The 14,815-nt window shown below is 47.2% G+C and carries 10 protein-coding genes; 4 read left to right on the top strand and 6 right to left on the bottom strand.

All coding sequences use genetic code 11. The features are described from left to right. Nucleotides 1-42 precede the first annotated feature (42 nt). Nucleotides 43-5,589: an alpha-2-macroglobulin family protein gene (locus tag LS482_RS09110; RefSeq protein WP_233031471.1), complete on the bottom strand. Its 5,547-nt coding sequence runs from the start codon at nucleotides 5,587-5,589 to the stop codon at nucleotides 43-45. A gap of 151 nt (nucleotides 5,590-5,740) precedes the next feature. Then, a complete protein-coding gene (locus LS482_RS09105) occupies nucleotides 5,741-6,826 on the bottom strand; it encodes an isoaspartyl peptidase/L-asparaginase family protein (protein ID WP_233031470.1) in 1,086 nt (361 codons plus the stop codon). Between the two features lie 381 nt (nucleotides 6,827-7,207). Between LS482_RS09105 and LS482_RS09100 the strand changes: the two genes are divergently transcribed. Beyond that, nucleotides 7,208-7,741, top strand: a complete 534-nt coding sequence (locus LS482_RS09100) for a 3-hydroxyanthranilate 3,4-dioxygenase (RefSeq protein ID WP_233031469.1) — start codon at nucleotides 7,208-7,210, stop codon at nucleotides 7,739-7,741. On the opposite strand, the gene LS482_RS09095 is transcribed toward LS482_RS09100, so the two are convergent. After that, nucleotides 7,742-7,960, bottom strand: coding sequence for a hypothetical protein (locus LS482_RS09095; RefSeq protein ID WP_233031468.1), 219 nt, complete (start codon nucleotides 7,958-7,960; stop codon nucleotides 7,742-7,744). A gap of 199 nt (nucleotides 7,961-8,159) precedes the next feature. Here LS482_RS09095 and amaB point away from each other — a divergent pair, with 199 nt between their 5' ends. Then, nucleotides 8,160-9,713, top strand: coding sequence for an L-piperidine-6-carboxylate dehydrogenase (amaB, locus tag LS482_RS09090; protein WP_233031467.1), 1,554 nt, complete (start codon nucleotides 8,160-8,162; stop codon nucleotides 9,711-9,713). Between the two features lie 70 nt (nucleotides 9,714-9,783). Further along, a complete protein-coding gene (locus LS482_RS09085) occupies nucleotides 9,784-10,251 on the top strand; it encodes a copper resistance protein NlpE (protein WP_233031466.1) in 468 nt (155 codons plus the stop codon). Nucleotides 10,252-10,317: 66 nt separating this feature from the next. On the opposite strand, the gene LS482_RS09080 is transcribed toward LS482_RS09085, so the two are convergent. The 3 genes from LS482_RS09080 to LS482_RS09070 all read right to left on the bottom strand — a co-directional run bounded on the left by LS482_RS09080 (nucleotide 10,318) and on the right by LS482_RS09070 (nucleotide 12,908). Next, nucleotides 10,318-10,725 (bottom strand): DUF4296 domain-containing protein, encoded by a 408-nt coding sequence (locus LS482_RS09080; RefSeq protein ID WP_233031465.1) that lies wholly within the window; start codon nucleotides 10,723-10,725, stop codon nucleotides 10,318-10,320. Between the two features lie 11 nt (nucleotides 10,726-10,736). Further along, a complete protein-coding gene (locus tag LS482_RS09075; protein ID WP_233031464.1) occupies nucleotides 10,737-12,068 on the bottom strand; it encodes a dihydroorotase in 1,332 nt (443 codons plus the stop codon). A 105-nt stretch (nucleotides 12,069-12,173) separates the two neighbouring features. Further along, nucleotides 12,174-12,908: a polyprenol monophosphomannose synthase gene (locus LS482_RS09070; RefSeq protein ID WP_233031463.1), complete on the bottom strand. Its 735-nt coding sequence runs from the start codon at nucleotides 12,906-12,908 to the stop codon at nucleotides 12,174-12,176. A gap of 154 nt (nucleotides 12,909-13,062) precedes the next feature. Between LS482_RS09070 and LS482_RS09065 the strand changes: the two genes are divergently transcribed. Next, nucleotides 13,063-14,766, top strand: coding sequence for an ArnT family glycosyltransferase (locus LS482_RS09065; protein ID WP_233031462.1), 1,704 nt, complete (start codon nucleotides 13,063-13,065; stop codon nucleotides 14,764-14,766). Nucleotides 14,767-14,815 lie beyond the last annotated feature (49 nt).

The following is a 14,815-nucleotide window of genomic DNA, read 5'->3' as shown; positions in this document are numbered from 1 at the left end:
GAAATATAAGGAAAAACCAAAAGAAAAGGAGTGTTGAGGTTGTTATTGTGCAACCTCAACCCATTGTCCTTTGGTGCGCACCCGGTAACTGTTGTCGTACATGGCTTCACACTGTATGCCCGGCAGGTAATACCTTCCGAGGTACGAAGCATTGACCAGCACCCGGAAAGTTTTGGTTTTGTGAGCATCCAGGTCAAAATAGAAACTGGCCCGGTCGTCCCGGAGATCGGTGTGGGTAGCTTCGTTTGTCGTACCCTGTGCATTTCCGAAATCCGTGAAGCGCGTATTTACAATTTCCCACCCGCTCGGGAAAATATGGGTCAGGGCAATATCTTTGAGGTTTTCCCCTTTCTGATTGGTGATGCTCACTTCGGCAATAAAGTTAGTACCCTGAGACAGACGGGATATGTCCAGAATATTTCCGTCTCTTCCCTTATATACGACTTTTGCAGACAGGTTCTGTTGTTCTGCCCGTTCTTCGCCAACCGGTAAAATACCATTGTTCAGTACACGTACAAAGATCGTGTTGTCTTTGTTGTTTTTCAACCGGATGGTATTATTGCCTTCCCGAATATCGAGGGTTCTTTCGGCAAGGGTAAGCGAGGTGTTTAACGAAGCGGTTTTTCCGTTCACTCCATAGGTTATATCAATACCACGGCCTCCTATGTATTTGGCAAATTTAGCCATGGCCAGCAGACTGTATGCCGTACTTTGCGTGCTCATCCACTGGTCTGCACTCAAACTTTTTGCAATGGTCACAGCCATTTCGCGGGCTTTTGCTTTTTCATCCAGCAAAAGGAATGTTTCCAGGGCCAGGGCCCGGTTTCTCTCGGCAGAGCCGTAGGTATGGTAATCGTACTTGACAGGCTTGAAATCGATATTGGCCCGGTCGAATATTTCCTTTGCGGCACTTTTCTGTCCGATAAGTGCGTAGGCCGCGGCGAGGCGGTGTCTGGCCTCGTTCGATATGTTGGGGGTTTCCCGGAGCCTGTTCATGGAAGAGACGTCGGCATTTTCGGCCAGGGCCAGGGTGTAAAGGCGATATGCCTGTGCCAGGTCCGAACTTTGTGAAGATTGTCTCCATTGTTTGGCCGCCTGTTTCTGGTAGTTGATCCAGTTGTCCCTGAATCCTATGGGCAGGACATATCCTTTTTTCGCTGCTTCCAGTAAAAAGTGGCCGGCATAAGAAGTACCCCAGTCATTGGCATAGTTCTGGCCGTTCCAGTAGGCAAACCCGCCGTTCGGAAGCTGGTAACCTCCCAGGCGCTTTATGGCACTTTCAACGTTTTTCTGGATTTTTTGTTTTTTATTGGCTGTGAGGGCAAAGATATCCGGAAGGAACAACTGCGGAAATGCCGATGAGGTGACCTGTTCCACACATCCGTGCGGATACCGGATAAGGTATTGCATACGGCCGTTGAAATTCATTGGCGGGAGTGTGGAAAATTCGATAGTTGCCGTATTGCTTCCCGCTACGCCGAAGGTTTCCAGGGAGATTTCTCCGGAACTTCCGGGCTCCATGACCAGGTCCTGTACCGAAGTGGTCATCGGATTGGGGTTTACTACGTCAATTTCTACTCCGTAAGATGCTTTTTCCCCGTTACCGGATGCCATAACTTCTACGTTGCCTATACCTTCGAAATCGGAAATTTCCAGTTCAAAGTAGGCCATTTTTTCATCCGGGCTGTCAAAAGAAACGTTTTGTGAAGCATTGCCCACAATTTTGAAGGCCCTGTTCTCTTTTATCCGCACGGTTACATTCTTCACTTTTTCTTCCATGGCGAACACGGTAACCGGGAGGGTAACCTTTTCTCCAGGGGTGATTTTCCGGGGCAGGGAGGCCAGGACCATGAGCGGTTTTCGTACCGGCGTGGTTTTTTCAGTGCTTCCGTAAGCTCCTGCTTCCGGATTCCCAGCTACAACCATTGTTCTGACCGAACCGATATATTTCGGAATGTTAATCGTATGTGAGCGCGTTTGCCCTTTATCGAGGGAAAAGGGCCCGAGATAGACGACCATGGGTTCAAACCGATTGGCTTTCTTGTTCTTGGCCCCCGCCAGTTCTTCGTCACCGCCGATACTGAACACCTGGTCTATACGACCTCCGTAGGCACCGATGACATCGTCATAAACATCCCAGGTCTTTACGCCGAGGGCTTCCCTGGCAAAAAATTCGTCCCGGGCATCAGGGGTTTTAAAACGGGTAAGGTCAAGCAGGCCATCATCCACAACGGCTATGGTATAGGTCATGGATTTGCCCTGTTTTTCTCTGACTTTTACGGTAACCGATTCTTCCGGACGAAGTACGTCGGGCATGGCAATTTCCGGTTCAAGCCTGGTGGCCGGGTCTTCCACTTTGAGAGGGACCACGCCGTAAAGGCGGATAGGCATATCGTTGGCAGTGGAAGCGTGTGGCTGTAACAGGGAAATATGAATGTAAATGTTCGGGGTGTACAAAGATTCGATGGGTAATTCAAATCGGGTTTCGTCTTCCTGTGTTTCTACCCATAATGAACGCAGCACCTCTGTGCCGTTTTCCACGGTTACCAGGGCACGCCCTCCGGCACTGCTGGGGAAGGTAACGATGGCTTTTTCGCCCACGTTATAGTTTTGTTTGTCGGTAGAAAACACCAGCATGGTTGCGGAAGACGGATCGTTTTTCCTGGATTTTCCGGCCCATCCCGGCCAGTCTATATACACGGTCTGCCCGGTAGCATGACCGCCTTCGGGGTCTTCGACATGAACCAGGTAGCGGCCCCACTCGGGATATTTGAGTTCGAATTCGAACGAGGCTTTGCCGTCAGCATTCGTACTGATGGTTTTGGAAAAGACATTTTCCCTGTGGTCACTGCCCCGGTAAGAAGAAAGATTGTCTTCGGAAGTGTCCCACCACCATCGCCAGTTTACCTTGTAAACAGTTACCTTCAGGTCCTTTACGGCTTTCGGGTTTCCTTGTTCGTCTACGGAAACTACTTCAAAACGGTGTTTGGTGTCGGTAAGCAGCATTCCCCTTGTTTTATCCCCTTTCGGGACGTTAAGGCCTATATAGGTATCGTAGGGGGAATAGGTTTTGGTGAATACATCGGTACTGAAGTCGCCCCCGGTTTCATATACCTTGGTAATAAATGCCGCTTTCAACATTCCCGGGGCCTTTTCCTTCAGTTGGGGTTTCAGGGAAAAGGAAGCTTTGCCTTCGGAGTTGATCTTGCCGTCAAATACGGTTTGTTCTTCAGAGGCAAAAGGACTGGAAGGATCGTTAAAAACGTAGCCGGGAAACTGTTTAAAGCTGGTATTTTGTTGCTGAAACCGGGCCTGGATATCGGCCTTTAGGTTCTTTGCTATGGCACCGTGCAGCCAGGCCACTTCGAGTTTCCCTTCAACCGGCTCGGAGCCGGAAAGGATATCCTCTTCAAAAGCGGCCTTGATTTTCAATCGGTTGGGCTTTATGGTCTCTATGCGGATACGTTTGGTAAATACCGCACCGCCTACCGATACTTTAGCCTGCCAGTTCCCGGTGGGTGCGTTCTGGTCTGTTGGGGTAATAAAAGTATAGAAATTGTTCAGTCCGCTGTTTCGGACTTCTTTTTGCGTTATTTTTCCGTAAGGGTCGCGCAATTCGAATTTTACGGGATGACCTTCGGGTATTTTATTGGCTTTGTCATTCAGTATAAAAGAAAGGAACAGCGTATCTCCCGGACGCCATACCCCGCGTTCACCGTAGAGGTATCCTTTTATTCCCTTGTGCAGCTTTACACCGGAAACATCAAATTTGCTTACCGACAGCACATTGCCGTCATTGAGTTTTATATAGGTCTTTTGTTTTCCCTTTTCGGCAACGGCAAAATAGGCCGGAAGGTCGGCATCGAGTATGGCAAATCCGTCTTTGTCGGTAACCACGGTAGCCATTTCCTGTTGCTGGAAATTGTAAAAGGTCACCCGGGTTTCGGCCTCCGGTTTGGCGGAGATGAGGTTGGTAACACTCACAAAATAGGATTCGTTATCTCCCTTTTTTACGGTAACCCCCAGATCGGAAGCGAGAATATTTACGGCGACTTCCTTGTTCCGGTAGTAGGAGGTGTTACAGGGATTTTCCCTTTCTCTCCAGTTATAGGCATAATCGTAATAATAATCGTCGTAATAGTAACCTTCCACATTGTCCCAGTAACTGGTTTCCTCTTCTGTGTCATAATCTTCTTCTGTAGCAGGTGCTTCGGCTTCCGGGAAATTGGTCTCGTCGCATTTATAGGTGCTGTAAGAGGGCCTGTAGCGGAATTCCACCCGGTATATGGCTCCGGGATCAGGGGTTATGAGCTCCCTTAAATCCAGGGCATAGGCATGCCATTTGCCATTATTCGCACTCAGGTTGCTGTGAAGCTGAATGGTTTTCCCCGCAATCGGCCGGGCAACTGTACGCAGATCGCCCTCACCGTCCAGGTTTTGATATTGCAGGAACTGCAGGATATTGTCCTGGAATATCTTGATAACGGAAACATCAACGGCATTGAGGTTTACGGCTTCGAAATTTATCTTGAGGTTATTGGAAGAGGGCAGTATGGTTCCGCTTTGCAATAGTCTTACCTCGGGTTTTAACTGCTCAAAAGCGATTTTCTCGGAAAATACCGTTTTGAGCTTGTAATTTTCCACGTTCCGGATGCCCTGGAACACTTCCAGCGATTTTACACCTTTGAGTTCGTTCCCGGGGTAAATTTTTAAGACGTTGCCATCTACCGAGAATTTCAGTGATTTGGCATCCTGTATGCTCACCAGTCCCGTAAAGTTCTGGTTTTTACTGAGCGGGTCAGAAAAATTGATCTCGACGTAAGGCTTGTCGGCTTTGGCGACATTGACCGCCATTACGGTAAAGTTGTTTTTACCCGGAATTCGGATTTCTCCCGTTCCTTCGGAATCAATATCGAATGCTCCGCCGTCCCAACTTACTTTTACTTTCGAGTCATCTTCAAATCGTTGTATGCTATCGATCTTAAAGTGAAACTGGGTGTTGGTTTCCGCTGTTGTATAGAATTTCAGGGACAGTTCTTTTCCCTGCTGTGAGGCCCGGATCAGTTTTTTTGCGGTTTCTGCCGGCAACTGGTCACTGCTTCTCAGGGTACCTTCTACATATTGCCAGTTGCGGTTATAGGATTGTATTTGTTCCGTGGTTACATTGAATTGCTGTTTGATGGTTTTTACTTTAAACGCAAAATTCCGGAGCTCATCGGGAATATCTTCAATAATGTCGCCCAGGTTTAGCGTAAATTCATATTCCCTGTCCTGTTTTAAGGGAGATTCCGGAACAAAGGCAACGGTCTGGTTGTTCAGGGCTACGACTTTGCCTTTGGTATCGGGAGAAACCCGGATGAGGTTTTCGGGAAGTTCCCGGTTGGGCTCCCACCCGGAAACCGGTTCGCGAAGCATTATTTTGATATCGGAACGGGAGGATATAATCCCCTGGGAAACATCCGAAATATATTCCCGGTATTTGTACAGGTTGGATAGCTGTTCCTGTATTTCCTGTTCCGGTGTTTTATCCTTGCAGGAAAAAATGAAAAAAAGGGTGATGACGGGGAGAAGTAGTTTTTTTAACTGCATGTCAGTGTTTTTTATTGGGCATTATGTTTTGGGATTAATCCCCTCTGCCTTTGGCATCTCCCCCATATGGGCGAGAAAAAATGATCTTTTAACCTTGTGTTTTAATTTTTCTTTTTCCCTGAACCATAAAACTATTCACGGAAGGGGTATCTCAATTCTCATAAATCCCCACGTGGAGCTCTCCTTTCGCATTCATGCTGGCCCTGTACATTCCGGCGGTATTGAATTCCATGACCATGTTTCCGAGGTGATCCACGGCAATAATTCCCCCGTTCCCGCCCAGGCCGGGAAGTTTTTTCTGTATAACCTCCTTCGCGGCATCCTTCAAAGACATGCCTTTGTATTCCATTAGTGCGGAAATGTCATAGGCAACCATTCCGCGTATAAAAAACTCGCCCCATCCCGTGGAAGAGACGGCACAGGTTTGATTGTTCGCATAGGTGCCGGCACCGATGATCGGCGAATCGCCTATACGCCCCCATCGCTTATTGGTCATCCCTCCGGTAGAAGTAGCGGCGGCCAGGTTGCCGTTTTTGTCGAGCGCAACACATCCTACCGTACCGAATTTGGCGTCTTTGATGATGGGATCGTAAAAAGCGGTTTTCCCGTCATGATCGAGCTCGGATTTTTCGCGCTCCCTTATCCTTTCCAGTGCCTTCATACGGGATTCCGTATAGAAATAGGAGGGATCTACAATTTCGAGCCCCTGTTCTTCGGCAAAATCTTCGGCCCCTTTACGGGCCAGTATAACGTGTTCGGATTTTTCCATAACCGTACGGGCCAGGGTAATGGGGTTTTTAACGGTCGTCACGCCGGCCACTGCCCCGGCATTTAAGGTTTTGCCATCCATGATGGAGGCATCCAGTTCGTTTTTTCCGTCATGGGTGAAGACGGCTCCTTTTCCGGCGTTGAACAGGGGGGAGTTTTCCATGACATTGACGGTTTTCTGGACGGCGTCAAGGCCGGAGCCCCCGTTTTTGAGGATGTCATATCCCGTTCTTATGGCTTTTTCCAGAACTTTCCGGTATTCGGCTTCTCTTTCCGGAGTCATGTTTTTTCGCAGTATGGTACCGGCCCCGCCGTGAATAACAATGGCAAAAGGTTCTTTCTGCTGTCCGGAAGGTGCTGCTGAAGTAGTCGTATCAGTACTTGTTTCGGGAGTGTGCTTGCAGGAAACTGTGCAACAAAATATACCCAGAGCTAAGACGGCCGTGCGGATAAAAGTTCTTTTGATCATTGAAACAGCTGGTTTTTGAAATTAAATTTAAGAAAAATACCGGGCTATTTTCAAAAACACAGGGGTTTTCTTCCCGGACTTCCCGTAAGGCCTTCCCGTTCATCGACAGAAAGGCCCCGGGAGGTCTAAACTAACTAACCAAAACTTGCCAATAAATCCCGATTCCCGCAAGTAAGGAATCACGGTCCAAATTTAGGCGATATGGAATAACAAAATATCCCAGTTTCCCGGTATTTTTCAGAATGAAGTAAAATGGCGGGGATGCTTGCTGCAAAAAGAAGAGAAATCCTTAACTTTAACGCTTCATGAGAAGATAAGGGAAGGCCTTTGGAATGTACGAATCCAACGACGGACGGCTGCGAAATACAAAAAATAACAGGGATGAGCATAAAAAAACCTTTTAACCTCCAGAAGTGGATCGATGAAAACAGGGAACTGCTGAAACCACCGGTAGGGAACAAAAACCTGTATGTGGATTCCGGTGATTATATTGTAATGGTGGTTGCCGGGCCCAATGCCAGAAAGGACTACCATTACAACGAGACCGAGGAATTTTTTTACCAGATAGAAGGAACTATAAAAGTGATTGTTCAGGACGAAGGGCAGCGTAAGGAAATGGAACTCCATGCCGGCGACATGTACCTGCACCCGGCCGGAGTGCCTCACTGTCCCGTACGCAATGAAGGGTCAATAGGTCTTGTAATTGAACGGAAGAGGGCGGGAAAGAATTTTACCGACGGATTGCTGTGGTATTGCGACAACTGTAACCACAAGCTTCACGAAGTCTATTTCGAACTGCACGATATCGAAAAAGACTTTCTGCCCCATTTCAAGACCTTTTACAATTCGGAATCGTTGCGCACCTGTGATAAGTGCGGTTCCGTAATGGAAGCCGATCCGAGGTTTACGGGATGATCAGTTGTCTTTCCGGCTGATGAGCACAATTCCTGCTACAAGGCATATCACTGCGCCGCCGATGTACAGGTATGCCGTGTTTTTGGAGGAGGTGTCCTCTGCTTTTAATTCCAGGTCGCCTATTTTCAGGCCGCTTTCACTGGAGCCCAGTTTGTCAATTCCGAAGTATCCTGCTGCCAGTGCGGCCAGGATCAGGATCAATGCAATGATCTTTTTCATAATAGAAAGGTTTGAATTCTGTTGACTAAGTGTATAATTAATGCGTATCGTTTTGATTCATCGACTAATGAAGTCCGAATCCTCAGGTGAAAGATAGCATTTTTTCTTCAGAGTATGTTTTTTTATGCCGGTTCTTCTTCTAAAAGAATTATTTGTAACTTCGTAAAAAATATAACAAATAACATTAAAAAAGTTATAAATGTCATTAACAGCAACTGATTTTGGAATTGATGAAGCTCTGGAAACATTAGGGCTAACGGATATTAACAACGGAACTTCAACCGGGGAAAATTTCTTCGGGAGTGGTGAATTGATCGCGTCTTACTCACCGGTGGACGGGACCTTGATAGGTAAGGTAAGCGCAACGACGAGGGAAGATTATGAAAAAGTGATTACAGCTGCTACGGAAGGGTTTAAAAAATGGCGGGTTATGCCGGCACCGCAACGCGGGGAGGTCATAAGGCAGTTCAACGATGAGCTTCGCCGGTTAAAGGAACCGCTGGGAAAGCTGGTTTCCTATGAAATGGGAAAATCCTACCAGGAAGGCCTGGGAGAGGTTCAGGAAATGATAGACATCTGCGATTTTGCCGTAGGGCTGTCCCGTCAGTTGCACGGATTGACCATGCATTCCGAACGCCCGGGGCACCGGATGTACGAACAGTATCATCCGCTGGGTGTTGTCGGGATCATTTCGGCATTTAACTTCCCGGTTGCCGTATGGAGCTGGAATACGGCCATTGCATGGGCCTGTGGCGATGCCTGTATCTGGAAGGGTTCGGAAAAGACACCGCTCACTTCGGTAGCCTGTCAGAATATTGCTGCCCGGGTATTTGCGGAAAACGGACTGCCCCAGGGGATTTCCTGCCTCATCACCGGAGACCACAACGTCGGGGAAATGATGACACATGACGAACGTATCCCCCTGATTTCGGCAACGGGATCGATCCGTATGGGAAAGATCGTGGCACAGGCCGTAGCGGCACGACTGGGAAAATCCCTGCTGGAACTGGGCGGGAATAACGCCATTATCGTAACTCCCGATGCCGACATTAAAAATACGGTGATAGGGGCCGTGTTCGGCGCCGTGGGTACCTGCGGGCAACGCTGTACTTCTACCAGGAGGCTGATCGTTCATGAAGATGTTTACGACAAGGTAAAAAATGCCATAGTAGATGCCTATAAACAACTCCGCATCGGGAATCCGCTGGATGAAAATAACCATGTGGGGCCGCTAATCGACAAGGGAGCTGTAGAGAATTACCTGAATGCCCTGAAAAGAGTAGAAGAAGAGGGCGGTAAAATCCTGGTTGAAGGCGGTGTGCTGGAAGGTGAAGGATATGAAAGCGGATGCTATGTAAAGCCTGCCATAGCCGAAGCCGAAAACCATTTTGATATCGTGCAGCAGGAAACCTTTGCCCCGGTACTTTACCTGCTGAAATACAGCGGAGACCTTGACAACGCCCTTCAGAAGCAGAACGGTGTAAAACAGGGACTGTCTTCCGCTATCATGACCAATAACCTTCGCGAAGCAGAACGCTTTTTGTCCGTGGAAGGATCAGATTGCGGTATTGCCAATGTAAATATCGGTACGAGCGGGGCTGAGATCGGAGGAGCCTTTGGCGGGGAAAAAGAAACCGGGGGTGGCCGCGAGTCCGGGTCGGATGCGTGGAAGCTGTATATGCGAAGGCAGACGAACACCATCAATTATACCACCGAACTTCCGCTTGCCCAGGGTATTAAATTTGACCTTTAAAACAACTTTCCGGAGACCGGGGTCAGGTCTCCGGAAAAATTCAGATATCAATAACCTAAATCTGCAACAAATGAAAAAAGTAATTTTAAGTGCTGTGGTTGTTATGGGGGTAACCGTACTCCTCACTTCGTGTAAGCACAAGGAAAAACCGGCAAAGGAAAACGAAAGTACCGAACAGGTAAGTGAAGAACCGGCAGTTACGGATATGCACAATGCAGCCAATTCCCTGGATTTCGAAGGCGTTTATGAAGGTACCGTTCCCTGTGCCGACTGTGAAGGTATAAAAATGACCGTTACCATAAACGAGGACCATTCGTTTAAAGAAGTATACGAATACCTCGGTGTGGAAAAAGAAAATACCTTTTCAGATGAAGGAACCTGGGAAATACAGGAGAGTACAATTACTTTCCGGCCAAAAGAAGGTGACAATAAACGGATGTATTTCGTGGGAGAGGGGTTTATACAGGCCCTGGATCAGGAAGGCAACAAAATAGACGGCGATATGGCCGAGATGTATATCCTGAAAAAAACGGAATAGGGTCTTAACGGAGGAACCTGAAAAAGACAGATAAAGAAGCGCCGCGATTATTTTTCGGCGCTTTTTTTATTGTGTTTTCTTTTCTTCGACGGTTTTTGCTTTTTGTATACTGTCTGCTTTCCGTTGCTCTTCACGTGCCTTTTCAAATTCGTCCTTCATTGTTTTTAGCCGGGTCTCGACCTCTTTATACATAGAGGCATAATCTACGGGCCTGGCAGCGTAATAAGTGTTGCTTTGGGCGAACTGAAGACTGTCGATGTTGTGTTTTTGATAAATGTACGCTTCCGGCGTAATCTCTTCTTTGTTGAAGATATCGGTATCGACTCCCCGTATGGCATTCATCAGGGCGATGTCTACCAGGATATCCGTCATCCGGTCTTTCCGGATGAGGTTATCCGGTTTTTCCACGGTCTTGTCCTTGCAGGATAAAACGCTCAGCAGAACAACAAAGGGCAAGATATTCCTGAGTTTCATTTTTTCTCTTTTTAGCGGTCGAACTCCAGTCGTTTTACACGGCGTAATTCATGGAACGTACCGTTGTGGTATGCCAGGTTCCCGTTTACAAAGGTATGGGTAATTCCCGATTGGAAGGTCGTTCCTTCAAAAGGAGACCAGCCACATTTGTACAGCAGGCTTTCCCGGGTCACTGTGGTGGGTTTGCCGAGGTCGGCCAGGACCAGGTCGGCAAAATAGCCTTCCCTGAGGAATCCCCTTTTCTTTATCTGGAACAGTATGGCGGGGTTGTGGCACATTTTTTCCACGATCTTCTCCAGGGATATTTTTCCGTTGTGATAAGCGTCCAGCATGGCCGTCATGGCGTGTTGCACGAGGGGTCCTCCGGAAGGGGCGTTGACATAATTGTTTTGTTTTTCTTCCAGGGCATGCGGCGCATGGTCCGTGGCTATGACATCTATCCGGTCGTCCAGCAGGGCCTCCCATAAGCCTTTTCGGTCTGCCGGGGTTTTTACAGCGGGGTTCCACTTGATAAAGGTTCCCTTGTTTTCATAATCGTCATCACAGAACCAGAGGTGATGGATACATACTTCGGCGGTTATCTTTTTTTCTTTCAGGGGAATATCATTCCGGAACAAATCGGTTTCCTTTGCCGTGGAAAGGTGGAATACGTGGAGCCTTGCCCCTGTTTTTTTGGCCAGGGCAATGGCCCGGGAAGAAGACAGGTAACAGGCTTCTTCACTGCGGATCTTCGGGTGATGTTTTATCGGGATGTCATCGCCGTATCTGGCTTTGTATGCTTCCAGGTTGTTTTTTATGGTGGTCTCGTCTTCACAGTGGGCAGAAATGATAAGGCCGGTTTTGGAGAAGATGTTTTCCAGTACCTTTTCATCGTCAACCAGCATATTCCCGGTGGAAGACCCGAGGAAAAGCTTCAATCCCGCACAGGATTTCGGGTCTACTCGGAGTATTTCTTCCAGGTTGTCATTGGTGCCGCCGAACATAAAGGAATAATTGGCATGTGAGGTGTTGGCGGCTATGGCAAACTTTTCTTCCAGTTTTTCTATGGTGGTAGCCTGTGGTTTGGTATTGGGCATTTCTATGAACGAAGTGATCCCTCCGGCTATGGCCGCCCTGCTTTCGGTGGCTATGGTGGCCTTATGGGTTAGCCCCGGCTCCCTGAAATGTACCTGGTCGTCTATGGCACCCGGGAAAAGGTGTTTTCCTTCGGCGTCGATGACGTTACAGTTTTCTGCGGAAATGTTTTTGTCTATTTTCAGAATGATCTCGTCCTCTATTAGAACGTCGGTTTCGAATTTTCGGAATTCGTTGACCGCAATGGCATTCTTGATGAGCGTTTTCATTGGATTTTTGTTTAGTTTCAGGGCTGTACGGAACAAAGGTACGATAAGACCACAGGAAAATGTGTAAAGGTTTTCAGAATATTTCGGGCGGGATAATGGTGTCCGCTAAAAGCCTTCTTTTTTGAACAGGCTTCGAAGCTTCATGGACAATACGCCGAAAATGGCTTCGTTAATGATCTTTCCGTTCATTTTGGAATTCCCTTTTTCCCGGTCTTTAAAAATTATCGGTACTTCTGTGATGTTGAATTTTTTCAGGAAAGCGCGAAACTTCATTTCTATCTGGAAGGCATAGCCCACAAAACGGATGTTGTCCAGTTTTATGCTTTCTATCACTTCCTTTTTGTAGCACATAAAACCCGCGGTGGGATCGTGAATACGCATTCCCGTAATAAATTTCACGTAAAAGGAGGCACCGTAAGAAAGCAGGATACGTTGCAGGGGCCAGTTTACCACATTCACCCCTTTTACATACCGGGAGCCGATGGCCACGTCTGCACCGTGGAGGGCACAGGCATTGAAGAGGCGCACCAAGTCCCTGGGATTATGGGAAAAGTCGGCGTCCATTTCAAAAATATAATCATACCCTTTTTGTAGGGCCCATTTAAAACCGTGGATATAAGCCGTTCCGAGGCCGGATTTTTCTTTGCGTTCCTCCAGGAAAAGCCGGTCGGGGAATTCCTGTTGTACGGATATTACCTTTGCCGCTGTGCCGTCGGGAGAATTATCGTCAACGATAAGAATATGGAAGTCCTTTTTCAGTTGGAAGACCTCCCTGATAATGGCTTCAATATTTTCAATTTCGTTATATGTAGGAATAATGACCAGGCCGTCCGCTTGCATAAAAAATATTAAGTGGAATGCAAAAATAGAATTTCTTTCGTTTTTTAATTGTTATGGTTGTGGGATATTTTGATATACAGAACTGTTTTATGGCTAAAATAGTGTATTATTCTCACATAATATTAAGTATTTTTGCTTGAAATTTTCCGGAAGTATGGACTCCACGAAGAAAAAAGAACAATTCGTACTGCTTTTTTTGATCGTATTAACGATAGTAAATCTCATACAGAGCCTGGCTACCCAGTTGATCTTTGACGAGGCCTATTATTGGTATTTTTCCCAAAATCCGAGCTGGGGGTATTTTGACCATCCGCCCATGGTGGCCATCCTTGCGAGGATCGGGACTACACTTTTTGACAATGAACTGGGGGTACGGCTTTTTGCCCCGTTGCTGTTTTCGGGGACCATATTCCTGCTCTGGAAAATAATCGACGACAGGAGAAAATATGATCACGTATGGATATTCTGCCTGCTATCGGCCTCTGTGGCACTGTTTAACGCCTATGGGTTTTTTATGCTTCCGGATACACCGCTGCTTTTTTTCGGAGCTTTGTTCCTTTACGGATACAAGATTTTTCTGAAAAGGGAGAGCACCGCGGCCATACTGGTTCTCGGTTTCAGCATGGCGGCCCTGATGTATAGTAAATACCATGCTATCCTGCTTATAGGCTTTGTGGTATTGTCCAACCCGAAATTGTTTTTAAGATACAGGTTCTGGATTGCGGTCCTGCTTTCCCTTGTGCTGTATATCCCGCATCTCTACTGGTTGTATGAGACCGACTTTGCTTCTTTGAGATATCATCTGTCCGGCCGGGCCAACAGTTATTACCGCGTTAAATTTACACTGGACTATATTCTTAACACACTAATTGTTCTCGGGTTTTCGTTCCCCCTGATATACTGGGCACTTTACAGGTTTACGCGTTTTGGTCATTTAAAAAACCACGTTTTTGACCGTGCACTGGTTTTTACGGCATGGGGAATTATCGGGTTTTTCCTGTTGTCGTCCTTTAACCGGAAAACCCAGGCACAATGGCCCCTGTTAACCATTTTGCCGCTTATTGTGCTTACTTTCCGGTACGGTTTGGAGCAGGAGAAGTTCAGAAAATGGCTGCGCATTACCAGTATCATGTCCCTGGTGGCACTTTGTATGGCAAGGGTAATCCTGGTAAGTGAAGAACTCTCGCCCATTAATTACGAAAGTCACGGAAACAAGAGATGGACGCAAAAACTCTACGAAGAGACCAAAGGGCTTCCGGTAGTTTTTGAAGACTCTTACAGGAATGCAAGTATGTACGGTTTTTATACCAGGGTCCCCGTGTATTCGCTGAACAGTGTAAAACACCGGCAAAGCCAGTTCGATATAGACAGTTCCGAATATAAATTCCGGCATAAAAAAGTGGCCTATCTGAGCGGACGGGAAGATTTTGAAGATTCAATTGTTCAGATGCGTATAGGCAGGGGAAAAGGACATGTGTGGAAAGGCAAATTCGTAGAAGATTTCAGTTCGTTCCGGAAACTGATATGCCGCGTGGAAAACGATAAAATAATCCGCGGCAGGGATTCCGTTTCGCTCACACTCGTAAATCCGTACAGTGAGGGTGTGGGGTTCGGTAACCTGAAATTTTACGGTCTGGTGCTCAACGAAAAGAAGCAGATACAGGATACGATAAATATATTTCCCGGGAACAAGGACGGCAGCCGTACGTTGAGTGCGGAAAGCACCATACATTTCCGGGCAGGGATGGATAGTATCGGCAAACTTTCGGAAGGCGGGTTGTTCCGGGTCTCCATCTCGGAAAACGGGTTACCTTCCGGGTTTCAGGGTGATATTATCCCTATTGAAGATGAAGAATGATCTGTCAATAAAAGCATGACGGATGATTTTGATTGAAGGAATGATAACC

This window comes from Sinomicrobium kalidii (assembly GCF_021183825.1).
Taxonomy (GTDB): Bacteria; Bacteroidota; Bacteroidia; order Flavobacteriales; family Flavobacteriaceae; genus Sinomicrobium; species Sinomicrobium kalidii.
Note: the sequence above shows the minus strand (reverse complement) of the source record. Positions and strands in the feature narration are given on the sequence as shown.

Bases quoted from the DNA above. Each gene is read 5' to 3' on its own strand.
- LS482_RS09095 (WP_233031468.1), bottom strand. From the start codon at position 7,960: ATGAAAAAGATCATTGCATTGATCCTGATCCTGGCCGCACTGGCAGCA.
- LS482_RS09080 (WP_233031465.1), bottom strand. From the start codon at position 10,725: ATGAAACTCAGGAATATCTTGCCCTTTGTTGTTCTGCTGAGCGTTTTA.
- LS482_RS09100 (WP_233031469.1), top strand. From the start codon at position 7,208: ATGAGCATAAAAAAACCTTTTAACCTCCAGAAGTGGATCGATGAAAAC.
- LS482_RS09065 (WP_233031462.1), top strand. From the start codon at position 13,063: ATGGACTCCACGAAGAAAAAAGAACAATTCGTACTGCTTTTTTTGATC.
- amaB (WP_233031467.1), top strand. From the start codon at position 8,160: ATGTCATTAACAGCAACTGATTTTGGAATTGATGAAGCTCTGGAAACA.
- LS482_RS09105 (WP_233031470.1), bottom strand. From the start codon at position 6,826: ATGATCAAAAGAACTTTTATCCGCACGGCCGTCTTAGCTCTGGGTATA.
- LS482_RS09110 (WP_233031471.1), bottom strand. From the start codon at position 5,589: ATGCAGTTAAAAAAACTACTTCTCCCCGTCATCACCCTTTTTTTCATT.
- LS482_RS09085 (WP_233031466.1), top strand. From the start codon at position 9,784: ATGAAAAAAGTAATTTTAAGTGCTGTGGTTGTTATGGGGGTAACCGTA.
- LS482_RS09070 (WP_233031463.1), bottom strand. From the start codon at position 12,908: ATGCAAGCGGACGGCCTGGTCATTATTCCTACATATAACGAAATTGAA.
- LS482_RS09075 (WP_233031464.1), bottom strand. From the start codon at position 12,068: ATGAAAACGCTCATCAAGAATGCCATTGCGGTCAACGAATTCCGAAAA.